We start from the raw sequence: 23,026 nt of genomic DNA, 5'->3' as shown, positions 1-23,026 counted from the left end.
AAGAATAATCATTTAGGAGGAGTTGTATGAGAACCCTTTCGCAGGAATATTTATTAGATATAGCATTTAATCTTGCAATAGATCAAGAAGAACTTTTACTTGAAAAATATAGAGATTATGATCATGATCTAGATAACAAGGAATTAAAAACAATGATGAAGGAACTAAAGATAACTTCAAAGGAGCATATTAAATTAATGAAGGATCTTATGATCAAATTAAATATACAAGGGTAGGTGATGGTATGAAGGATGTAGATATATTAAAAGATTTACTACACTATAAAATTTCAAATCAACTATTTTATAATGAAAATTTGATCTATATTACAAATCCTGAAGTAAGACAGCTATTTAGTCAATTTAGAGATGATGAAATGAGAGAAATTGTAAAACTTCAAAAAAGGATTGAAAGACTCAATGCAAAGCCCTATATCATTTCGAGAATATTCCCAATAAAGCCCAGAAAATAGGAGGGATAAAATGGAATGGATAATACTTTGTATTTTAAATTGGGTGGTATTTTTAGTGTTAGCTGACTGGAAGGAATTAAAAATCAATATGTTAGCAGGAATGTTTGCTATAATCATGGCAATTATTACAGATTTTTATAATACAGCGATTCATCATAGATATATGATCCATAATGCGGTGATATCGATTTTAGGAAGTTCTCTTTTTTTCTTAATAGGGCCTGTCTTTGTTATAGGCACATTAATCGCTCAATATCACCCTAAGAAGAGAGGCATGACATTACTAAATGTGTTTGTTATTACAGGACTCTATTCATTAACAGAATATACACTAGTTTATTGTGGGGTGGTGGAATACATAGATTGGGATTATTTTGGTAGTTTAATGGTTAATATTGGTGCTATGACCATTATAAGTTGGTTTTCAATCATAATATTAAATAAAGGGAGAGGTTAAAATGAAGATAATATTCTATACAATCATAATGACTTTTATATCATTATTTATTTATATCTGGTTTAAGGTGTTATACAAATATGGGGGTTGAAAAATTTGAAGGTTGCAATTATTGGAGCAGGATTAAGCGGGCTTAGCTGTGCGCATGAATTAGAAATGAACGGAATAAATCCGACTATATATGAAAAAAATGATTATATTGGAGAAGCCCATCCCCATGTAGGTGGAGATTTAAGGATTGTACATAGACCGATAAAGGACTCTATCACGTACTATAAAAAATTAGGCATTGAGCTAAAGCCATTAAATAAAGTAAATCGTATTGTCCATTATTCTCCAAATAAAAGAACGGTCATTAATGGAGATCTAGGATATTTTTTGAAAAGAGGAAAAGAGCAGGATTCTTGCAAAAATCAAATTTACGCGCAACTTAAAAAAAGTAAAATATTATTTAATCAATTAGCTGATTATGAAAACCTTTCTAAAAAATATGATTATGTGGTCATTGCAAATGGAAACAGTAATTTTACAGAAGAACTAGGATGCTGGCAACAGTGGGTGACTACGCATGTAAGAGGTGCTATTGTATTAGGCGATTTTGATCCAAATGCATTGATTGTTTGGATTAATAAAGACTATTGTAAAAATGGATATGTATATCTTACCCCATTTAATAATAAAAGGGCTTCGTTAATATCCATTACAACAGATGTAAATGAAAAACAAATAGATTGGTTTTGGGAAGCCTTTTTATATACCGAAAACATAAAATATACGATTATAGAGGAATTTAAATTGCAGCATAAAACCGGATATGTATATCCACATAAAACAGAAAATATATACTTTGTAGGAAATGCTGCAGGAAGTATTGATCCATTTTTAGGATTTGGGGTGATGAATAGTATTACAACAGGAATAATGGCTGCGCGTTCCATCCTATATGGAAAAGATTATGAAAAATTAATAAAAGATAGAGTTGTTGCAAACATGCATATGCATGCGTTTCGAAAAGCTTATAATAGGATGTCAAATAAAGATTATGATCTATTAATTACTGCGATTGGACTGCCGGGAATAAAACAATTGTTTTATGATACGGGCTTGAATGTAGTAGAGCATGGAGGAGGGATTTTAGGAATGATGAATAAAATAAAGAAAAATGAAAATACAAAGAATAAAAACACGCTATTAAGAAGGTAGCGTGCTTTTATTTATATCTATGCACGAATTAAATAAAAAGATTCTTACACGATCTGAGGGGATGGAAGTATTTAAAGTTTAATATGAGAATTCTTGATATATACCAAAAATAAATAGCCTATCTATGGATTTTTCTAGAAGATAGATTGATTTAAAAATTTATATATCAAGGTGTAGGGAGTGATGAGTATTTATTTTGTTATGCTTGTTTACTTTCTGCCTATTTTATTTCCAAAATACTTGCTTGGAACTAGCCTAGTAGCATGTGAATTTTTTATGGATAAAGGATAGGATTTAGGATAACAATAGAGAATATGGTAAATATATCAATATTAAATGCAAATGACTTGCATTTACATTTAATATATGTATATAATGTAAATAGAAAAATATGAAAGGAGCATAACTATGCAAAATAGATTAAGAAAAATTGCTTTAATAGGTCTTAGTTTTATCCTATTTTTTGTTTTTGTAGGATGTAGTGAAGAAACTGTAAATATAGATGAAAAATTAAAAGTAGCTGTTTCAATTGTGCCAGAGGAGACTTTTGTAAAGGCTGTTGGAGGAGATCTAGTTGAAGTGGTTACAATGATTCCACCTGGGAATAGCCCTGCAAACTATGCACCCTCTCCAAGAGAAATGCAGATGTTAAGTAAAGCATTACTTTATTTCTCAATCGGAGTACCTACTGAAAAATCAAATATTATACATAAACTAGCAGATATCAATAGGGATATACAATTGGTTGCTTTAGAGGAAGAAGTAGGGAAGGTTTATAAGGCGTGTGAATTTTCAAAAGGGAATAGAGATCCACATATTTGGTTATCTCCAAAGCGTGTGAAGGTAATGATTGAAACCATCCAAAATAAGCTTGCGCAAGTAGATCCTAAAAATAAAGCCATTTATGAAGAAAATGCGAAAAACTATATAGAAAAGCTGGATAAACTAGATAAAGATATTAAAAGTTCTATAAAAGATTTACCGTATAAATCATTTTTAGTGTATCATCCTTCATTTGGATATTTTGCAGAGGATTATGGATTGAAAATGGTATCCATAGAAAAAGAAGGAAAAGAAGCAAACATAGAAGATATCAAAACAATTATAGCGTATGCAAAAAAAGAAAAAATTAAGGTTGTATTTTATCAAGCAGAAATAGATTCAAAACAATCAAATGTGATTGCTGAAGAAATAGGTGGAAAGACAAAAGCGATTGCACCTTTGGCACCAAATTATATTGAAAATCTTGAAAATATGGCAAAAACATTTGCAGATGTACTAAATTGAGGTGTGGTTATGAGAAATGTATTAGAAATAGATGGTGTAAATGTCTCTTATGAAAATGTAGAAGCCCTTTCAAATATAAACTTGAGAGTAAAAGAAAATGATTTTTTAGCGATTATTGGACCAAATGGAGGTGGGAAAAGCACATTATTAAAAACCATCCTTGGATTATTAAAACCTGATTCAGGGGAAATCAAGATATTTGGTCAATCTAACGCTAAAACATTTGGATTGATTGGCTATGTACCGCAATTTAGCAAATTTAATAAAAACTTTCCTATAAGCGTAAAAGATGTGGTAATCATGGGATTTTTGAAAAACAATAATAAAATGTTTGCGAAGCTAAAACCATTAGAAGAAAAGAAAGCCGAAACAATTATGAAAAATCTTAATATTTTTGAATTTAAAGAAAGACAGATCGGACAATTATCTGGGGGACAATTGCAACGTGTTTTGATTGCAAGAGCACTGGCTGTAGGTCCCAAAATACTTTTACTAGATGAACCAACGGCAAGTCTTGATTCAAATGTAAAATCCCAAATTTATCATATATTAAAAGAACTAAATGAAAAAATGACCATTATTATGGTTACCCATGATATGGGTGCGATATCTTCTTATGTAAAAAGTATTGCTTGTCTGAATAGGAAATTATTTTATCATGGTGCGCCAAAATTAACGAAAGATATTTTAAGCCAGGTGTATGGATGCCCTATTGATATGATTGCCCATGGTATTTCTCATAGAGTTTTTCATGAGCATAAGGAGGATCAAAATGCTTGAAGCCATATTTGAATATAAATTTTTACAACATGCTATTTTAAGTGCCATGTTGGCAAGTATTGCATGTGGTATTATGGGAACGATTATTACAGAAAAAAAACTGATCATGATGAGTGGAGGCATTGCTCACACAGCATTTGGTGGAATTGGCATGGGGTATTTTCTTGGCATTGAGCCCATTATAGGCGCACTTGTTTTTTCGATCCTTGCGGCTTTGGGTATTGCAAAAATAAATAAAAAAATAAATACCAGTGCGGATATTTTAGTGGGGATGTTTTGGTCATTTGGTATGGCAATTGGGATTGTTTTCATAGGATTAGCCCCTGGATATCCTCCAGATATATCCTCCTATCTTTTTGGAAATATTTTAACTGTATCAAAATTGGATTTAGGTATTATATCATTTTTAGATATGATCATTGTATTCGTCGTTTTTGCGTATTTTCATCAATTTAAAGCCTATTTATTTGATGAAGAATTTACACAAGTCATAGGGGTTGCGGTACATTTGCTAGAATACACACTCTTTATTTTGATTGCGCTAACGATTGTTATATTAATAAGAGTTGTTGGGATCATATTGATTATTACATTGCTTACAGCGCCTACATCTATTGCAAAGCAATTTACTTATGACTTGAAAAAAATGATGATGATTTCGATCATGATGGGGATTGTATTTTGTTTTGTAGGATTACTTCTTTCTTATGTGATGGAAATTCCTTCAGGGGCTGCAATTATTATTTTCTCTGTTTTATCCTATTTACTCATATCTTTTATAAAATATTTAAGCAAAAATAGTAACAAAGAACTTCCTTTTTAAGAAAAAGGAAGTTCTTTGTTATAACTTTTTAGATATTTGCCAATAATGTAAAAGTGATAGATTTGGCAGGAGGTAAGATATGACAGTAAACGTTGGTATTCCAAGAGCGCTTCTTTATTACGAATATTATCCATTATGGAACGCTTTTTTTGAAAATTTAGGGGCGAAAGTAGTCCTATCAGAAAAAACAAATAAGAAGATTTTTGATGATGGTATAAAAAATACAGTGGATGAAGCGTGTATTCCTATAAAATTGTTTCATGGTCATGTGATGAATATAAAAGATGAGGTAGATTATCTATTTATTCCTAGGATCAAGAGCATTGCAAAAGATGAATATATTTGTCCAAAGTTTTGTGGGCTTCCTGAAATGATCAAGCATGCTATAAAGGATTTGCCTACTATTATTTCTACAGAAATTAACCTTTTTAAATCAACGAAAGGCATAAAAAAGACTGTTTGTGAAGTGGGGAAATATTTTTCTGATGATGAGAAAAATATTTTATCTGCTTATGAAAGAGCCTATTATAAATATAGAAACGATAAAAAAGCTATGCAAAACAAAAGAAATACAGAAAACAATAAAAAGATTATGATCATGGGTCATCCATACCATTTATATGATGTATATCTAAATATGAATACATTGGAGAAATTTGAAGCTAAGGAAGTAGATGTAGTAACACCAGAGATGATAGATATTAAAACTATTAATGAATATGCCAAAAAATTTGAAGGAAATTTATATTGGACTTTTGCGAGAAAATTGATAGGCACTACAATGTATCTAGTAGATAGAAAAAATGTAGATGGGATTATTTATATTTCTACTTTTGGATGTGGGGTAGATTCTGTTGTAGGAGATCTGGTTGAAAAGTATATACGAAGAAAAAGTAATATACCATTTATGCTCTTAACACTAGATGAACATAGTGGAGAAGCAGGAATCAATACAAGAATTGAAGCTTTTATGGATATGGTCAAATGGAGGGATAAATTTGAAAATAACATTCCCGCACATGGGTAATTTATATATTGTATTAAAAGGAGTATTTGAAGAACTAGGGGTAGCGGTTATTCCGCCACCCAAATGTAATAGAAATACTTTAGAAATAGGTACAAAATATTCGCCAGAACTTATTTGTATTCCCTTTAAAATTACTGTAGGGAATTATATAGAAAGTATTGAAAAGGGAGCCGATACACTTTTTATGTGGGGCGGCTGTGATATTTGCAGAATAGGTTTTTACAACATCATTCAAAAGGATATATTAAAAAATTTAGGGTATGATATAAAGCTTGTTACTGTAGAACCTTTCAAAAGCCCTAAAGAAATCCATAAATTTTTGGAGAAGTTATATACATTAACGGGAACAAGAAACTATTTGAAAATATTCGCGGCATTTATAAAGGGAATAAAATTATTAAATGAAGTGGATGCATTTGACCAACTTGTAAATAAAATAAGACCTAGAGCATATAATAAAGGAGAAGTAGACAGAGTATATTATCAATTTGAAGAAACAATCAATAAGGCAAAAGGATATAAAGAAATATCAGAAACTATTAAAAAAAGTAAAAAAGAATTACAAAATATTCACATTGATAAACATAAAGATGTCTTAAAGATAGGAATTGTTGGAGAAATTTATACGGTTGTGGAGCCTTTTATAAATTTAGACATGATTAAAAAATTAGGCAATATGGGTATAGAGGTGCATAGATCTGTGATTGCAAGCGAATTCATAAAAGAACAATTAGATTTTCTTCCCTTTATCCATTCAGATAAAAGTCAAGTACATAAGGCAGCAAGCGACTATTTGAATACAGAAATAGGAGGGCATGCGCGGCACACCATAGGAAATACAGTAAGATTTGGTGAACAGAATTTTGATGGGGTTATCCATCTACTGCCCTTTACATGCATGCCTGAAATTGTAGCCAGTAGTATATTACCTACGATAGAAAAAGAAAAAGACATACCTATATTAAAAATTGTATTAGATGAGATGACAGCCGATGCTGGGTATTTAACGCGTATAGAAGCTTTTGTTGATTTATTAGAAAAGAGAAAAGAGATGAAAATAAGTGTTTAGTGGGAGTATGCTCCCACTAAACACTTATTTTTTATTGATTAATTGTTTTTCACCCATTTCAACAAGTTTCCTTGTCATATTCCCGCCAACATAACCTCCCCAAAATATATTTTCACCAGAGGATAAAGTAACGTTATTATTTGTAAGGTTATTGGGTATCCCTAATTCATTTGCAGTTTCTACTTTCATTTGATGAAGTGCTTTTATTGCATTTGGATCTATTGCATTTTTAATCATATTTGGTTTCACCTCTTTCTATAGCGTTTGTAAGTTTTTGTTTTTAATACACTATAAATTTTGGATAAAAATGGATGTATGGATTGAAGACAATTAATATAAAATCAATAAAGTAGAATTGACTTTAAGACAAAATGGAGATAGGATAAAGCATAGTATGGGAAAAATGAAATTTTAAAATCATTATTTTAAATATAAGTACGTCTATTAAAGAAATTAGGTTTATTTTATTTATTATAGTATAATTTACAGGGTGTAAGTTTATGAAAAATACAAAAAATAGCTTTAATAATACTTTTAATACGACGAAGAAAGGTAACGAATTATGAAAAAATGTATAGTATGTTTTATTGTATTAATGAGTATTTTATTACCTTCTCAAAGTTTTGCAATCAATGAAAATATAAATAACCTTATTTATATTGTTGTAAATGATGAGTTGATATCTTTTCAAGATACGTATCCTGTAGTTAGAAAAGGAATCACATATGTTCCCATCAGTGTATTAGCAAATCATTTAAATATTACTACAAAATGGGATGAAAAAAATAATAGTGTATTCCTTATAAAAGGTGATAAAGAAATTATATTAGATCTTTCTGTAAAAGCATTATTTACAAATGAGGGTCAGATTATTACAGATTGCATTTTTTTAGAGAACGATCGAAGCATGGCGCCGTATAAATTTATTGCAAATTATTTTGATTATGAGGTAAGCTATATTGATAAAGGACCCATTGCAAGGGCGAAGAACAATCAATTATCTGTAAAAGATGAAGATTTGTTTTCGTTATTACAAAACAAAATCATGAAAGAAAAAGAAAGGGTTTTAGCTGAAATTAACAAAAAAAAAGAAGAAGCTATAAGGAAAAGACTAGAATTAAGAAAAAATGGAAAGATTGCATACCTTACATTTGATGATGGACCAACAAAATATACAGGTGAAATACTAGATATTTTAGATGAATATGATTGTAAAGCTACATTTTTTATGTTGTCAGAAAGAATAAAAAACAACAAAGCTGTTGTTAAAGAAATAATAAATAACGGACATAGTGTAGGACTCCATGGTGTTAGCCATAGCGCAAAAAAAATTTATAGATCGCCAGCTACTGTGATTTCTGAAATGAACATATGCAATGAATCATTAGAAACCGTAGTAGGTATAAGAAGTAATTTGGTGCGCGTACCTTATGGAAGCTTTCCTTATATGAAAAAAAACTATAGGCAAGCAGTAGAGACAGCAGGATACAAGATGTGGGATTGGAATGTGGATAGCAAAGATAGCTTAGTCAAATATGTTGCGCCTAAGGATATTTTACAAAATGTGAAAAAACAAGTAACGAGACAAAAAGTACCGGTTATTTTATTGCATGAAAGAAAAGGAACGGTCGAGACCCTTCCTGATATCCTAAAATATTTAAAAGAAAACAGATATGTTACAGTACCTATTGATAAAAATGAAAACCCTATAAATTTTTGGAATAAGTGAAATGAAATACATTTTCGGTATTGATTTATAAATGATTTTGAGGAGAGAAGAAGAATGAAAACTTTATTAAATAAACAATTACAATTCTGGAGTTTAAAAGTTTTATCTTTTTTCTAAGATTCCATGTAGATAACATTAACAGCTATATAATTTACGCCAACTGTTCCATGCATATTTTTTATGCGCAAAGCAAGGGAATGATTAGAATCTATCTTAACGCTTCCATTACAAGGATAGATGGTGACTCCTGATGCTTGCGAAAAAGATCCTAGAGTATTTCCACCTGTAGTAGGATTTGCATTTGTTTTTACTAAATAAGATACTGTTGTTACACTGCTATCCGTATAGTCTGTATTTAAATTATAAGGAGTGATATCACCGTCCTTTGTATCACTTAATGAACCATCTAATATAATATCCATAGTTGCTTCCATAGAGGACCCAACGCAGATTGTTAATATATTTAAAGATGTATCAGAACCATTTGGGTTTCCAATATAAATTCCTAGTTCTTGATTTTGATTAAGATTTTTTACTGCTGAAGTAATAGCATATATTTTTCCTTCTGATGATGCTATTTCTGAAGAAGTTATTGTATTAACGTTTATTGATCCAAAAGAATTATAATTTGGCATGTATTTCACCTCCTAATATAGGAAAGTTATAAAAATATAGTTTAGTTCTTTAAGATTCTATATAAACAACATTAAGGGATATATAATTATTAGATCCACCATTTTTATTCTGAATACGGAAAGCGATTGAATGATTAGGTGTTATTTTTACATTCCCATTACAAGGATATATGGTGACTCCTGATGCTTGAGCAAAAGCACCTATTATTTTCGTTCCCGAAGCAATAGGGTCACCACTTTGATTTTTATAGCTAGCTGTTGTCAATGTAGTACTACTATATGCTGTATTTAAATTGTGAGGAGTTATACTTGTACCATTTACTAAACCATCTAAAATAATTTCCATGGTTACTTCAAGATTGGAGCTAATGCATAGGTTTAATAGACATAGGGTTTTATTAGAACCGGATGGGTTTGAAATATCTACTCCAAGATAATTATTTGCAGCAACTATTGCTACTCCAGTAGTAACAGAAAATATAATTCCTTCTGATGATGCAATTTCTGAAGAAGTTATTGTATTTGCTTTGATTGGTCCAATAAGATTATAGTTTGGCATTTTTTCACCTCCTAATACATTAATATCAAAAGATTATACAAACTGTTCATATTTTTCACAGAAATATCATAAGCGTTAATCTAAGCTATATTTTGGTAATTATTTTTTGAAAGAAAGTATTCTTGTAAAATTTTCAATGTTGTTTTTCGTATTTTGATCTTCACTTAGAGATTTCGATGACACTTTATTTATCAGATATTTATCTATGAAATAGTGATAATCTGAGTTTTGCCTTTGAACAGATGATACTTAGGCTAAAGGATTTTTTATAAATGCAGAAAAATTTAGCTATAAATTTCAACAGTTGAAAAATATTACAATAAATTTCCAAAAAGAAAATTAATAAAATTAACATAGATTTAACAAAAACAACAAAAAAATAACGTATTATATAAAAGGCAGAGATTTTACATAGGAGACTTATTAGGAGGGTAAAAAATGAGAATTGTTTTTGAACTGCTTGGTGGACTAGGGTTATTTCTTTATGGTATGACCATAATGGGTGAAGGATTAGAGAAATCTGCTGGGGATAAAATGAAGAAAATTATTGAAGTCCTTACAAGTAACAGAATCATGGCTGTAACGGTTGGGGCTTTAGTAACCATGATTATACAAAGTAGTAGTGCTACTACTGTAATGGTTGTAGGTTTCGTAAATGCAGGGATTATGAGTTTGGTACAAGCTACAGGGGTTATTATGGGAGCAAACATAGGAACAACTGTAACGGCGCAAATTGCATCCTTAGAGTTATCTGCAATAGCACCCATTGTAGTGGGCATTAGTGTAGGTGTTTGGATTTTTACAAAAGATAAAAAAGTAAAAAACATTGCAGAGGTTTTTATTGGATTTGGGATTTTATTTATTGGTATGGACTATATGAAGGATGCGGTGAAACCACTGCGAGAATATGAAGGATTTAAAACGATGCTTATGAGTTTTGGAAAAGGTACATTTACGGACGCTTTAATGGCGATTTTCACTGGATTTTTCATTACTGCTGTCGTACAAAGTAGTAGTGCAACCACAGGTATTTTGATTGCACTTGCGAGTGAAGGGTTATTGCCGATAGAAGCATCTTTACCCATTATTTTTGGGACAAACATTGGAACATGTGTTACGGCTATGTTATCAAGTATAGGCGCAAATAGAACAGCAAAGAGAGCAGCTTTTATTCATTTTACTTTTAACATAATAGGAACGATCTTATTTATGGTATTGTTTAAAAATATTACAATCATTGCTGTTAAGCAAATTTCTCCAGATAATGCGGCAAGACAGTTAGCAAACGCGCATACTTTTTTCAATATTGCAAATACATTACTTTTATTACCTTTTGCTACAATATTAGTAAAATTGGCAAACCGCATTTTGCCAATAAAGGATTTTGAAAAGGCAGATCAAAGAGGAATTCAATATCTTGACGATAGAATGTTAGAGACGCCATCTGTTGCGATTGTTCAAGTTATCAAAGAGACATTAAATATGGCAAATTTAGTTTTAGAGAGTTATAAAAAATCAATGGATGCTTTTTTTGAGAAAAAAGAAAAATTAGCCCATGAAACTTTTGCAATGGAAAAGGTTATAAATAGTATGGAACGCGAGATTGCAGAATATCTAGTAAAACTATCGAATAAACCTTTATCAGCAAGTCAACATGAGATGATGAATGGACTATTTAATACAATCAATGATATTGAAAGAGTGGGAGATCATGCAGACAATTTAGCAGAGTATGCTATTTATCGAATTGATAATAAATTAGATTTTAGTGAAAAAGCTACAGAAGAATTAAAACATATGCATGAGAGAGTTATGAAATCTTATAATCAAGTAATACGTGCTTTAAAAATAGGAGATGTGAATCTAGCTAGAAAAGTTATCGAAAGAGAAGGAGAGATTGACCTTATGGAAAAATCTCTTAGAGCAAGTCATATTGAAAGATTGACAAAACAAGAATGTAGTCCTAAAGCTGGGATTGTCTTTTTAGATATGATTAGTAATTTAGAAAGAATCGGAGATCATGCATCAAATATCGCATTATCTGTAATGGATGCCACAGAATAATAACATAAAATATCCAAAAAAAGAGAGTGCGTACATCATTCTCTTTTTTCTTTTTAAATATACAATTGGAAAATATATAAAAAAATAATAATTTTGTCCAAAAATTTGATATAATCAAAGAGGAAAATAGATTTTATAAAAGGAGGAGAGGAAAATGAAAAAAGTAACCGGTATCATTTTAAGTGTATTGTTGGTATTTACCGTATGTTTCCAATTTTCTGCATTAGATGGCTATGCGCAAACAGAAAAGGAAATCCTTTTATTTCACACAAATGATACGCATGCAAGAGTTGAAGAAGGAAAATATGACGGCATGGGATTTGCAAAAATAGCAACATACATAAAAGAGCAGAAAGAAAAAAATCCCAATGTATTGGTTTTAGATGCAGGAGATGCTTTTCATGGACAGACAATAGCAACATTAGTTAAAGGAGAGAGTATCGCAAAGATTATGAATCAGATTGGTTATGATGCCATGGCTGCAGGAAATCATGACTTTGATTATGGAAAAGATAGAACGATTGAATTAGACGGTATGACAAATTTCCCAATCTTAGCTGCAAATGTAAAAAAAGCGGATGGAACAAATTTATTAAAGTCATATATTATCAAAGAAGTAGATGGAATAAGATTTGGAATATTTGGACTTTCAACACCAGAAACTGCGTATATGACGCATCCAAAGAATGTTGAGGGAATAACCTTTACTGACCCAGTAGATGAAGCAAAAAAAATGGTACAGGAATTAAAAGGACAGGTAGATGTTATTGTTGCCCTAACCCATATAGGATTGGATGAAAGTAGTAAAGTTACAAGCGAAAAAATTGCAAAAGAAGTAGAAGGAATAGATGTGATGATCGATGGACATAGTCATACGACATTACCAGAAGGAAAAGTAGTAGGAAATACACTAATTGCAAGTGCTGGTGAATATGATAAAAACCTTGGAAAAGTCACATTGAAATTTGCTGATAACAAATTAGTTTCAAAAGAAGCTGTATTGATTACAAAAGAAGAGGCAGCAAATACAACACAAGATGCAGAGGTAATAAAAGTTGTAGCCGATATAAAAAATGGACAAAAATCAGTATTAAGCCAAGTAGTAGGAAAAACAAATGTTTCACTAGATGGTGAAAGAGACCATGTAAGAGTAGGAGAAACAAACTTAGGAAATTTAATTGCAGATGCTATGTTAGCAGAAACAAAAGCAGAAGTAGCGATTACAAATGGTGGTGGCATCAGAGCATCTATTAATAAAGGGGAGATTACAAAAGAAGAAATCATTACGGTACTTCCATTTGGAAACTATATCGTGACAAAAAATCTTACGGGTAAGCAAATACTAGAGGCCTTAGAACATGGTACAGATGCATATCCAGAGGCAAAGGGTGCATTTCCTCATGTAGGAGGAATGACTTTTAAGATCGATACAAATAAACCTGTAGGAAATAGAATTGTTGATGTAATGGTAAATGGAGCACCATTAGAGCTAGAAAAAACGTATCTTGTAGCTACAAATGACTTCTTAGCTGCAGGAGGAGATAATTATACAATGTTTAAAGATGCACCTGTATTAATAGAATTTTCAGCGCTAGATGAAGCATTGATTGCATACATGGAAAAGCTAGGAGAAGTAGCACCAACGATAGAAGGAAGAGTTATAGCTTCTGTTGCTGAAAAAGCTGAAGAGATTAAAGTGGATGTTCCAGAAGTTCAAAAGACGAAATCATATGTATACGTTGTAAAATCTGGAGATGTACTTTGGAAGATCGCAGAAAAATACAAAACGACTTGGGAAAAGCTTGCTCAAATGAATCAATTAAAAAATCCTAACTTGATCATAAATGGACAAGAGCTAATCGTTCCAGCGAATTAGTTTTAATCAATTAAAAGCAAATATTTTTATGATTTCATTATAGATACAGGATCTAGCGTTTCACTAAAGGCAATGATCCTGTATTTTTGTGTAAAAAAAGGCGAGAGAATCTCACCCAGGTTACTGTAGATTTTCGAATAGCAATTCTGCATCTTTCACATGTTCTTTTGATCCTACGAGCATAATTAAGTCACCAGATCTTAAAATGTTATTCCCATGAGGAATAATTTTTACCCCTTCTCTGAGGATAGATAAGATCAAACAATCTCCCGGTAACTTCAAAGATCTTATCGGATAATCAAAATAATTTGGATTTTTAAGATGGATCTCGCACATACAAAAATCATTTTCTTCTTCTTCAAATAAAAGTGAAAAGGCTTTTGGATGTAAAATTAAGTTCTCAGCCATAAATACTGTAGCAAATTCAGGAGATATGACCGTTGCACCATATTTATTTTCTTTTAACAGATTTTCTTGGTTATTCGTTAATAAAAGAAGATTCTCAATGCCCAGTACATCTCTACATATTCTACAAATTTCAGTACTAATATCATCCGTCGTTTTATAAATAACAACTGTTTTTGCGTCCTGTATACCCGTTTTTTGAAGGAAATCAATATCTAGTGTATCTCCTAAATATACGTTATAATTTTGTTTTCGTGTTTTTTCATACTTTTCTGGATTGTGGGTGATAAAGGAGATATCTGCACCAGAATGTTGCAATCTTTTTGCAAGTAATAATGTTTTTTGTTTTACACCGATCATATAAACACTATTGTTCTTTCTACTAGGAGATGCAGCAGATAATTTATTAAACAATAGTGGAGATACGGTACATGTAAGAATGGCAACCAATATGATTGTTCCGTTTGTTTCTTTACTAATAATATTTAATTTTAAACCAATGGCACTAGTTGCAATAATCAGACTTAATCTCGAAGATAATAAAAATCCTGCAGAAAGAGATGCCTTTAAAGAAAATTTCATTTTCAAGATGAAAGCAGGAATGATCTTTACTGCATATACAGCGACCAATAGCGCAGGAAGGAGATAAATGGATTTTGGATTATTAATGACAGAACGAATATCAAAATTTGCGCCTACCATAATAAAAAATATGGGGATAAAAAATCCATAACCGATGGCGTCCAATTTGACGGATAAATCGGAATGATCTCCTTCATCAAGCAACGAAACAATCAAACCAGCTAAAAAGGTTCCGAGAATAATTTCTGTTCCTAAACTTTGTGCTAAGGCAATAAATATCAATATGAGAGAAAATGCGCCACGAACCTTTATTTGTGATGTTGCATGCGAAAGATCTTCTATAATCTTTTTTCCAGCAATTTTAAGACCCATTTTATAAAAAACAAAAAATGCTATAAATAATAAAAGCACTAAAAAAACTTTATAACCTGCTGCAGAAGTATACAAGGATATATATACAGTTACCAATACCATTGTGGCAAAATCTGCGATTAATGCAGCCAGCAATATAATCTGACCGTATGCCCCATGCAATAGATTCTTTTCCTTTAATGTAGGAACTACGATGCCTAAAGAAGTGGTACTAAAAATTAATGTGATTAAAGGAATATTTGCAATAAAATGAAATTGCTTTAAAATATAGGCAATGCTATAGGCCAGAAAAAGTGTACCCATAAACAAAAAAGAGGCAAGCGTAAAAGGCTTTTTATACCATTTTTCTTGCGATGTTTTTCCTGTAGACTTTATAAGGTTAAAATCAATTTCGAGACCTGATAGAAACATCAAAAACGCAAATCCAAAGGTATAAAGAAAATTTAACCAAGCAGTTTCTTCAATAAGGTTAAAGCCACTCTTTCCAATAATCATTCCTGCAATTACTTCTCCTACAACGATAGGAATTGGTAACCACTTCATTTTTTTGATGATAAATGGCACAAAGGTTGCTAGTAATATAATGATTAATAAAGAATTATATGAAATTGTGCTATGATCCATAGAATCCCTCCCTTTCCTGTTTGTAAAATTATATCACGAAATAGAATTTTATAACATTTTTTTATTTAGAGGACTATCAGTTTTTTTAGATTTTTTGAAAGGGGTAGATCTATCTTCATATGTTTTTATTATTCTCACTAAAGTCAACTACATCTTTTAATTGATCATTATATTTGTCAACATACATTTTTCCATTTGTATCTATGGTCGCATACATGACTTCATCTGTTCTTTTCACGCCAAAAGCGATAAGTTTATTCATGAGATCTTTCCCATTTAATTTCCTTTTCTTTAAATTTTCATAGATGATTTGACCTCCAATAATGATTTCTGTAGGAATCGTTTCAGCTTTTGCGATTATATTTAAATCTTTTAATGTAACTGTGTTTTCCTCTGGTTTTTTTATGGTACTTAACTTACCATTACTCTCTAATATACCATAATCAACAACTTCTGCAGATAAACAATCATTTTGCCGCAAAAGAACATTTAAATCATCTATACTATAGCGAATCCGGTTTAGATTTTTTTCAAGGATTTTACCATTTTGTATGACTAATACAGGCTCCCCTTCTACGACTTTTCTAAAACTTCTGTTTTTTAGCGCAATGAATGAAAAAATGCCTGTAAGTAACCCGAATAAAACAAGTCCAATGAAATGTTGCATCGTTCTACCATCAAGATCTGTAGCCAATGTAGCAGCAATTGAACCAAAAGTAATACCATTTACGTACTCATAAAATGTTAATTGTGAGATCTGTTGCCTTCCTAAAAGTCTCGTAACGAACAAGATTGTAAAAAAAGCTAAAAAAGTTTGAATGACAATTTCTAAATATAATTTCACTTTGTATCAACTCCCATATAGATTGATTTAGCATGGATAAAGCTTCAGCCGTTATATATTATTTTGTTACTCTTTGAGAATACTATGCTTAAATAAAAAAATTAATGAGGTGAATGAAGATGGATTTACTTTATGAGGCGGTCTTTACAGCTTTGTTTATAATAGCAGGATTTGTTCTTTTGTATGTGTTGGTGAAAAAAGAAATAATTTAGCGTGCATGGTTGCTGACAGGGTAACGGTTCTCAATGAAGGTCAAATCGTAAAAATAGGAAGTACCAAACAGGTTTTAGATGCATAAAGAAGATTATGATTGCAGGCTTTAGACAAAGTTATAGGCTAAGGAGATGAAAAATTGATCTCTTTAGCCTAATTTTTATTTAGAAAAACCCAAAAGGACTGTAGGGTGGTCTGTACGGAGGATAGGGCCTATAGGGTGGATATGGTTTAGGGCGAGGATAGGATGGTCTTGGCCATATTGCTGTGAGGATTAGAAACCATAATAATAAACTTGTGCCAAAAGATTCACTTGTAACAACAGATTGGTACATAGCTTGAGAATTTGATGGTGCTGCTAACATACTTTGTAGTCTATCGATATTTTGTTTCTGAGTATCTGTCATGAATGCATCCATCTTAGAAAACAAGCTGAGGTCTTTCATATACCTTTGCAATACTTCTTCAGAAACAAGATTTTTTACACGCGTAATTTCCTCCCAAATATAGGATTCTGGTTTATCTCCATATTGATGGATGAATTGTGCATATTCATCCATGTGATCACTAGGAAATAAAGTTGGATTTACCATAGAATGATAATACATTTGAATACCTCCTCTTTATTTTATATCTTTATGAATTTTCAGATCTTCCATAATATAGCGTATGCAAAAGACCATATGAGGGTTAATGAAATAATCGTAGATATAAAAAATGTACAAATATTAAAAATGTACAAAAAAGTACTTCTATTTCTCATGTCACAAAATATAATATAAGGAATAGTTTTTTAATAAGAAATATCAATCATTCGAAATGGGGGGAATAGGTATGAAAAAATTATTAGCATTACTAATGGTTCTATTACTAACATTTTCATTGGTAGCATGTGGTGGAGGCGAACAAGCACCTACTGAAAGTGACCCAAAAGAACAAGCGACGGCTGAAAATGCAGAAGCGATTCCACAAATTGGTGTAACTATTTATAAATTTGACGACAACTTTATGTCATTCGTACGCCGTGCAATTGAAAAAAATGCGGATGGAAAAGCAGAATTAACATTAAATGATTCACAAAATGACCAAGCAAAACAAAATGAACAAGTTGAAATGATGCTTTCTAAAGAGGTTAAATCTTTAGCCATCAACTTAGTCGATCCACAAGCAGCAGCAACAATTATTTCTAAAGCAAAAGAGGAAGAGGTACCAGTAATATTCTTCAACAAAGAGCCAAGTGCAGAGGATATGGCATCTTATGATAAATGTTGGTATGTAGGAACGGATTCATCTGAATCAGGCGTAATCCAAGGCAAATTAATTGCTGATTCTTGGAAAGCGCATCCTGAATGGGATAAAAATAGTGATGGGAAAATACAATATGTATTATTAAAAGGCGAACCAGGACATCCAGATGCTGAAGCACGTACAAAATATTCTATAGAAACGATTGTTTCTGAAGGCATAGAAGTTGAAGAATTAGAACTTCAAACAGGTATGTGGGACAGTGTTAAAGGAAAAGAATTGATGGATGCATGGCTTGCTAAGCATGGAGATGGAATTGAATTTGTTATTGCCAATAATGATGCAATGGCATTAGGCGCAATGAACGCATTAAAAGCAGAGGGATATTTTGAAGGGGATAAGTTTATGCCTGTAGTGGGTGTAGATGCGATTCCAGATGCACTTACCCAAATTGAAGCAGGAACTTTAGTGGGTAGTGTATTGAATGATGCAGCAAACCAAGGAAAAGCTACTGTAGACTTGGCACTAAATGTTGCGCAAGGAAAAGAACTACTAGATGGAACAACGTGGAAGCTTGATGACAAAAAAGCAGTTCGTGTACCTTACTTACCGATTACATTAGATAATATTCAAATTGCAAAGGATTGTTATTCAGAATAATTATTTCAATTTACAAATAAAAGATCATATAAGAGATGCAGGGTGCATTCTAAATGCATATGCATCTTTTATTCATATATTTAAGGAAGCTTTAAATAAGAAAGGGGGGGGACTTGTTTATGAAAGAAGAAAATTTTTTGCTTGAAATGCTTCATATATCTAAAGCATTTCCGGGTGTGAAAGCATTAGATAACGTGAGTTTGAAGGTTAGACGTGGAACGGTGCATGCGTTGATGGGAGAAAACGGTGCAGGTAAGTCAACTTTGATGAAATGCTTGTTTGGGATTTACAATAAAGATGACGGGAAAATAATATTAGAAGGAAAAGAAGTGAATTTTGAGTCCTCTAGGCAAGCCTTAGACAATGGGGTTTCAATGGTACATCAAGAATTGAATCAAGTACAAAGTACAAACATCATGGACAATATTTGGTTAGGACGATTTCCGAAAAATGGATTCTTTATTGATGAAGAAAAAATGTATCATGACACATTAGCAATTTTTAAGGAGCTAGATATTGCATTAGATCCTCGGCAAAATATTGGCGCGTTACCTGTGTCACAAAGCCAGATGGTAGAAATTGCAAAAGCTGTTTCTTACCATTCAAAAATAATTGTAATGGATGAACCCACATCATCTTTAACAGAAAAAGAAGTGCGGCATTTGTTTAAGATTATAAGCGCATTAAAAAGTAGAGGGGTAGGTATCATCTATATTTCTCATAAGATGGAAGAAATCCTACAAATTTCTGATGAAGTAACCATCATGCGTGATGGAAAATGGATTGCAACAAAGGATTCTATTGATATAACAACGGATGAAATGATTAACTTGATGGTAGGGCGTGATTTAACACACCGGTTTCCACCAAAGACAAATAATCCGACAGATGTAGTATTAGAAGTAAATCATTTAACAGCAACGTATCAGCCCTCTATTCAAGATATTTCATTTAAGCTTAGGAAAGGTGAGATTTTAGGAATAGCAGGATTAGTAGGTGCAAAAAGAACAGAACTGATAGAATCGATTTTTGGGGCAAGACATATAAAATCTGGAAGCATTCATTTGAATGGTGAAAAATTAGAAAACAAAAATCCATATATTGCAATAAAAAATGGATTTGCACTTGTTACAGAGGAACGACGTGCAACCGGAATTTTTTCTGCGCTAGATGTTCGATTTAATACAATTATTGCTAATATTGATAAATATATTAAAAATAGCATCGTATTAGATGAGGAAAAAATCACGAAAGATACAGATTGGGTGATTGATAGTATGCGGGTAAAAACTCCATCCCATAAGACATTAATAAGTGCATTATCAGGGGGAAATCAACAAAAGGTGATTGTTGGACGTTGGTTATTAACAGATCCTAAAATATTATTATTAGATGAACCAACCCGCGGCATTGATGTGGGTGCAAAATATGAGATTTATCAATTGATGATTCATTTAGCCAATAAAGAAAAGGCTGTTATTATGGTGTCTTCAGAAATGCCTGAATTATTGGGGATTACGGATAGAATATTAGTCATGAGTAATGGAAGGGTAGCTGGTATTGTAAATACAAAAGAAACAACGCAAGAAGAAATATTAAAATTATCAGCTAAATACCTATAGGTTAGGGGGAAGGATATGAAAAATTTTAAGCATTTCACAAAACAAGATGTTTTGAGATGGATAATGAATAATGCTATTTTTGTAGTGCTTATTGCTTTACTGATGATGATTATTTCTGTTTCACCTGATTTTATATCTATAAGGAATTTTAGAAATATATTATCTCAAGCGTCAACACGTGTTATTATGGCATTAGGAGTTGGAGGAATCATTGTTGCGAAGGGAACAGATCTTTCTTTAGGACGTTTAGTAGGACTTGCAGCTGTAGTATCAGCATCTCTTTTACAATCATCTGAATATGCGTATAAGATGTATCCAAACTTACCACAATTAAATATTTTTATAGTGATATTGTTTGTGATGATTGTTACTGGTTTTTTTGGTTGTATCAATGGATTTGTGGTTGCAAAATTAAAAGTGGATCCATTTATTGCAACATTAGGCATGATGGTTATCGTTTATGGTGTAAACTCCATTTATTTTGATCGACCACCTTATGGTGCACAACCAATTGGAGGACTAGATAAAGCCTTCACAAATTTTGCGCAAGGTTCCTTTATAGTTTTAGGATTTAAAATTCCATATCTTGTTATTTATGCAGTGATTATCACCATAATGATTTGGGTTTTGTGGAATAAAACAAAATTTGGAAAGAACATCTTTGCGATCGGAGGAAATATAGAAGCTGCTACCGTATCAGGGGTAGATGTTGTCAAATACTTATTGATAGTTTATACCCTCGGAGGAATGCTTTATGGATTAGGAGGGTCATTAGAAGCAGCGCGTATAGGGAGTGCAACGAATAACACAGGAAATATGTATGAATTAGATGCTATTTCTGCATGCATTGTTGGAGGGTTATCTTTTTCAGGAGGAATTGGTACCGTAGGGGGCATCGTCATTGGGGTACTAATATTTCAAGTTATTGCATATGGTTTATCATTTATTGGTGTAAATCCATATTTACAATACATTATTAAAGGGCTAATCATTATTATTGCAGTAGCTATTGACTCACGAAAATACATCAAGAAAAAATAGGAAGATTGTCTTAATATTTACAAACAGTCTTATAGAATCAGAACTTGTTGATTTACAAATGATGAAGTATAATATATAATTAGGTAGAAATAAATTACAAAACAGGAGGAAATTATATGAAGAAGATAAGCACCATAGCACTTTTATTAGTAGTAGCAATGGTCTTTACTGGATGTAGTAGTGAAGAAATGAAATTGTATAATGCATTTCAACAATCTCAAGAGATTACATCAATGGAAAGCGATACGGACATTACTTTTACGTTGGGTACGGAAGGTCTTTCACAACAAGATCAACAACAAGTTGATCAAATGCAGACAATGTTAAAAGATTCAAAAATTAGTTTGCATCAAAAAATGATACAAAATGAAGAGAAAACAATTGCTAAAGCAAAAGTAGATTTAGGAATGACTTTTGGTGGGATGGGAATCGATACAAACATTTGGGTGGATGTTGATAATTCAGGGAAGACACCTAAATTAGTTGAAGTTATAAAAATGCCTGCAATAGCAATGGCTTCAATGGCTGCAGCTTCACCAGAATTCCAAAATAAAGAATATTTGGTTTATGATTTTAATCAAATCATGGATATGAATATGGATCAAGGTCAAAAAATCGATTACAATAAATTAATGACTTTTAGTAAAGATTTACAACCTAAATTTACAGCGTTTTTGAAAGATTATGCGAAACAATTTAATTCTGGATTAAACATAGTAGAATATAAAGGAAATCAATCAATAGATGGAAAAAATGTAGCTGTTTACGAACTAAAGTTAGATGATCAATCATTTAAAAAGCTAATAAAATATTCAGCAAATAATTTGTTAGAAAATGAAGATGCGATGAAATTTGTAAAAGAGTATATGAATATCGCAGTAGATATGGTAGAGACAAAAGATGTAGAGAAAGAAGACGCAAAAGCAGAGATCGAACAAGGATTAAATGAACTAGAAAAAAATATTCCTGAATTTAAAGAAAAAATGAATCAGTTTATGGATGCTTTTAATGATGTGAAGATTATAGGAGATAAGGGAATTGTAATTGAATATTCAATCAATGAAGAAGGATTTATTGTTGCTGAAAAAGGTAGTATAGATTTAAATATTGATTTAGGAGCGATAGAAAAAGCAGCTACAAAAATAGATAATGAGCAAAAAGCTAGTCCGGTACATAAAACAGGTGTATTCAAAATCGGTTTAAACTTTGATACAAAGATGTATAACATTAATGAAGAGATTGAAATCGACAAGCCTGCATTAACTTTTGAAAATACAATGTATTTGAGTGATTTAATGAAATCAGCTATGCAATCTTATGAAACAGACGTAGAAACAGTAGAAGAAAATGAAATAGTACCACAATAAAATAGACTTCATAAAAAAAAGGATGCATGATGCATCCTTTTTTTTATGAAGAAATAAGCACTATTTGACA

Annotated in this window: 22 protein-coding genes; 16 read left to right on the top strand and 6 right to left on the bottom strand. The window is 31.6% G+C overall.

All coding sequences use genetic code 11. From position 1 onward, the window contains the following. Positions 1-26 precede the first annotated feature (26 nt). The 9 genes from EV214_RS08745 to EV214_RS08705 all read left to right on the top strand — a co-directional run bounded on the left by EV214_RS08745 (position 27) and on the right by EV214_RS08705 (position 7,118). Positions 27-236 carry a hypothetical protein gene (locus EV214_RS08745; RefSeq protein ID WP_132244806.1) on the top strand — a complete coding sequence of 70 codons (210 nt, stop codon included), beginning with the start codon at positions 27-29 and terminating at the stop codon, positions 234-236. A gap of 8 nt (positions 237-244) precedes the next feature. After that, complete coding sequence (locus tag EV214_RS08740; RefSeq protein ID WP_132244805.1) at positions 245-472, top strand: ferritin family protein; 228 nt, start codon at positions 245-247, stop codon at positions 470-472. 10 nt (positions 473-482) lie between these two features. Beyond that, the gene (locus EV214_RS08735) at positions 483-929 is read left to right on the top strand and encodes a hypothetical protein (protein WP_132244804.1); all 447 of its coding nucleotides are present in this window, start codon (positions 483-485) and stop codon (positions 927-929) included. A gap of 96 nt (positions 930-1,025) precedes the next feature. After that, entirely contained in the window at positions 1,026-2,132 is a 1,107-nt protein-coding gene (locus EV214_RS08730; protein ID WP_132244803.1) for an NAD(P)/FAD-dependent oxidoreductase, read from the top strand. Positions 2,133-2,540: 408 nt separating this feature from the next. After that, the gene (locus EV214_RS08725; RefSeq protein ID WP_132244802.1) at positions 2,541-3,419 is read left to right on the top strand and encodes a metal ABC transporter solute-binding protein, Zn/Mn family; all 879 of its coding nucleotides are present in this window, start codon (positions 2,541-2,543) and stop codon (positions 3,417-3,419) included. A 9-nt stretch (positions 3,420-3,428) separates the two neighbouring features. Then, positions 3,429-4,199 (top strand): metal ABC transporter ATP-binding protein, encoded by a 771-nt coding sequence (locus tag EV214_RS08720; protein WP_132244800.1) that lies wholly within the window; start codon positions 3,429-3,431, stop codon positions 4,197-4,199. Next, positions 4,192-5,022: a metal ABC transporter permease gene (locus EV214_RS08715; RefSeq protein ID WP_132244798.1), complete on the top strand. Its 831-nt coding sequence runs from the start codon at positions 4,192-4,194 to the stop codon at positions 5,020-5,022. Before EV214_RS08720 ends, EV214_RS08715 begins: the two co-directional genes overlap by 8 nt. A gap of 79 nt (positions 5,023-5,101) precedes the next feature. Beyond that, the gene (locus EV214_RS08710; protein WP_132244795.1) at positions 5,102-6,049 is read left to right on the top strand and encodes an acyl-CoA dehydratase activase-related protein; all 948 of its coding nucleotides are present in this window, start codon (positions 5,102-5,104) and stop codon (positions 6,047-6,049) included. Then, on the top strand, positions 6,021-7,118 hold the full coding sequence (locus EV214_RS08705) for an acyl-CoA dehydratase activase-related protein (protein ID WP_132244793.1): 1,098 nt from the start codon (positions 6,021-6,023) through the stop codon (positions 7,116-7,118). Before EV214_RS08710 ends, EV214_RS08705 begins: the two co-directional genes overlap by 29 nt. Before the next feature lie 24 nt (positions 7,119-7,142). On the opposite strand, the gene EV214_RS08700 is transcribed toward EV214_RS08705, so the two are convergent. Beyond that, positions 7,143-7,355 (bottom strand): alpha/beta-type small acid-soluble spore protein, encoded by a 213-nt coding sequence (locus EV214_RS08700; protein WP_132244791.1) that lies wholly within the window; start codon positions 7,353-7,355, stop codon positions 7,143-7,145. A 325-nt stretch (positions 7,356-7,680) separates the two neighbouring features. Here EV214_RS08700 and EV214_RS08695 point away from each other — a divergent pair, with 325 nt between their 5' ends. Further along, positions 7,681-8,847 (top strand): polysaccharide deacetylase family protein, encoded by a 1,167-nt coding sequence (locus tag EV214_RS08695; RefSeq protein ID WP_132244789.1) that lies wholly within the window; start codon positions 7,681-7,683, stop codon positions 8,845-8,847. Positions 8,848-8,960: 113 nt separating this feature from the next. On the opposite strand, the gene EV214_RS08690 is transcribed toward EV214_RS08695, so the two are convergent. Together EV214_RS08690 and EV214_RS08685 are read right to left on the bottom strand one after the other, a co-directional pair. Further along, entirely contained in the window at positions 8,961-9,482 is a 522-nt protein-coding gene (locus EV214_RS08690; RefSeq protein WP_132244787.1) for a hypothetical protein, read from the bottom strand. Positions 9,483-9,531: 49 nt separating this feature from the next. After that, a complete protein-coding gene (locus EV214_RS08685; RefSeq protein WP_132244785.1) occupies positions 9,532-10,041 on the bottom strand; it encodes a hypothetical protein in 510 nt (169 codons plus the stop codon). Positions 10,042-10,479: 438 nt separating this feature from the next. On the opposite strand from EV214_RS08685, the gene EV214_RS08680 reads away from it, so the two are divergent. Beyond that, on the top strand, positions 10,480-12,105 hold the full coding sequence (locus tag EV214_RS08680; protein ID WP_132244783.1) for a Na/Pi cotransporter family protein: 1,626 nt from the start codon (positions 10,480-10,482) through the stop codon (positions 12,103-12,105). Positions 12,106-12,259: 154 nt separating this feature from the next. After that, positions 12,260-13,981 (top strand): 5'-nucleotidase C-terminal domain-containing protein, encoded by a 1,722-nt coding sequence (locus EV214_RS08675; RefSeq protein ID WP_132244781.1) that lies wholly within the window; start codon positions 12,260-12,262, stop codon positions 13,979-13,981. Positions 13,982-14,101: 120 nt separating this feature from the next. Here EV214_RS08675 and EV214_RS08670 read toward each other — a convergent pair whose 3' ends face one another. The 3 genes from EV214_RS08670 to EV214_RS08660 all read right to left on the bottom strand — a co-directional run bounded on the left by EV214_RS08670 (position 14,102) and on the right by EV214_RS08660 (position 17,629). Then, positions 14,102-15,964, bottom strand: coding sequence for a monovalent cation:proton antiporter family protein (locus tag EV214_RS08670; RefSeq protein WP_132244780.1), 1,863 nt, complete (start codon positions 15,962-15,964; stop codon positions 14,102-14,104). Between the two features lie 115 nt (positions 15,965-16,079). Further along, positions 16,080-16,808 carry a YetF domain-containing protein gene (locus EV214_RS08665; protein WP_132244779.1) on the bottom strand — a complete coding sequence of 243 codons (729 nt, stop codon included), beginning with the start codon at positions 16,806-16,808 and terminating at the stop codon, positions 16,080-16,082. 377 nt (positions 16,809-17,185) lie between these two features. Then, positions 17,186-17,629: a hypothetical protein gene (locus tag EV214_RS08660; protein ID WP_132244778.1), complete on the bottom strand. Its 444-nt coding sequence runs from the start codon at positions 17,627-17,629 to the stop codon at positions 17,186-17,188. A gap of 226 nt (positions 17,630-17,855) precedes the next feature. Here EV214_RS08660 and mglB point away from each other — a divergent pair, with 226 nt between their 5' ends. The 4 genes from mglB (at position 17,856) to EV214_RS08640 (ending at position 22,956) form a co-directional block, all read left to right on the top strand. Continuing rightward, complete coding sequence (mglB, locus tag EV214_RS08655) at positions 17,856-18,926, top strand: galactose/glucose ABC transporter substrate-binding protein MglB (RefSeq protein WP_132244777.1); 1,071 nt, start codon at positions 17,856-17,858, stop codon at positions 18,924-18,926. Between the two features lie 119 nt (positions 18,927-19,045). Continuing rightward, positions 19,046-20,548: a galactose/methyl galactoside ABC transporter ATP-binding protein MglA gene (gene mglA / locus EV214_RS08650; RefSeq protein WP_132244776.1), complete on the top strand. Its 1,503-nt coding sequence runs from the start codon at positions 19,046-19,048 to the stop codon at positions 20,546-20,548. A gap of 15 nt (positions 20,549-20,563) precedes the next feature. Continuing rightward, positions 20,564-21,589 (top strand): galactose/methyl galactoside ABC transporter permease MglC, encoded by a 1,026-nt coding sequence (gene mglC / locus EV214_RS08645; RefSeq protein ID WP_132244774.1) that lies wholly within the window; start codon positions 20,564-20,566, stop codon positions 21,587-21,589. A 116-nt stretch (positions 21,590-21,705) separates the two neighbouring features. Beyond that, on the top strand, positions 21,706-22,956 hold the full coding sequence (locus EV214_RS08640) for a hypothetical protein (protein ID WP_132244772.1): 1,251 nt from the start codon (positions 21,706-21,708) through the stop codon (positions 22,954-22,956). Positions 22,957-23,026 lie beyond the last annotated feature (70 nt).

Origin of the sequence: Marinisporobacter balticus (assembly GCF_004345705.1) — a bacterium.
In the GTDB taxonomy this organism is placed as follows: Bacteria; Bacillota; Clostridia; order Peptostreptococcales; family Thermotaleaceae; genus Marinisporobacter; species Marinisporobacter balticus.
This window is presented reverse-complemented; position numbering and strand designations above follow the sequence as displayed.

Coding starts and splice junctions, on each gene's coding strand:
- EV214_RS08745 (WP_132244806.1), top strand. CDS start 27: ATGAGAACCCTTTCGCAGGAATATTTATTAGATATAGCATTTAATCTT.
- EV214_RS08740 (WP_132244805.1), top strand. CDS start 245: ATGAAGGATGTAGATATATTAAAAGATTTACTACACTATAAAATTTCA.
- EV214_RS08735 (WP_132244804.1), top strand. CDS start 483: ATGGAATGGATAATACTTTGTATTTTAAATTGGGTGGTATTTTTAGTG.
- EV214_RS08725 (WP_132244802.1), top strand. CDS start 2,541: ATGCAAAATAGATTAAGAAAAATTGCTTTAATAGGTCTTAGTTTTATC.
- EV214_RS08720 (WP_132244800.1), top strand. CDS start 3,429: ATGAGAAATGTATTAGAAATAGATGGTGTAAATGTCTCTTATGAAAAT.
- EV214_RS08715 (WP_132244798.1), top strand. CDS start 4,192: ATGCTTGAAGCCATATTTGAATATAAATTTTTACAACATGCTATTTTA.
- EV214_RS08710 (WP_132244795.1), top strand. CDS start 5,102: ATGACAGTAAACGTTGGTATTCCAAGAGCGCTTCTTTATTACGAATAT.
- EV214_RS08700 (WP_132244791.1), bottom strand. CDS start 7,355: ATGATTAAAAATGCAATAGATCCAAATGCAATAAAAGCACTTCATCAA.
- EV214_RS08695 (WP_132244789.1), top strand. CDS start 7,681: ATGAAAAAATGTATAGTATGTTTTATTGTATTAATGAGTATTTTATTA.
- EV214_RS08690 (WP_132244787.1), bottom strand. CDS start 9,482: ATGCCAAATTATAATTCTTTTGGATCAATAAACGTTAATACAATAACT.
- EV214_RS08685 (WP_132244785.1), bottom strand. CDS start 10,041: ATGCCAAACTATAATCTTATTGGACCAATCAAAGCAAATACAATAACT.
- EV214_RS08680 (WP_132244783.1), top strand. CDS start 10,480: ATGAGAATTGTTTTTGAACTGCTTGGTGGACTAGGGTTATTTCTTTAT.
- EV214_RS08675 (WP_132244781.1), top strand. CDS start 12,260: ATGAAAAAAGTAACCGGTATCATTTTAAGTGTATTGTTGGTATTTACC.
- EV214_RS08670 (WP_132244780.1), bottom strand. CDS start 15,964: ATGGATCATAGCACAATTTCATATAATTCTTTATTAATCATTATATTA.
- EV214_RS08660 (WP_132244778.1), bottom strand. CDS start 17,629: ATGTATTATCATTCTATGGTAAATCCAACTTTATTTCCTAGTGATCAC.
- mglB (WP_132244777.1), top strand. CDS start 17,856: ATGAAAAAATTATTAGCATTACTAATGGTTCTATTACTAACATTTTCA.
- mglA (WP_132244776.1), top strand. CDS start 19,046: ATGAAAGAAGAAAATTTTTTGCTTGAAATGCTTCATATATCTAAAGCA.
- mglC (WP_132244774.1), top strand. CDS start 20,564: ATGAAAAATTTTAAGCATTTCACAAAACAAGATGTTTTGAGATGGATA.
- EV214_RS08640 (WP_132244772.1), top strand. CDS start 21,706: ATGAAGAAGATAAGCACCATAGCACTTTTATTAGTAGTAGCAATGGTC.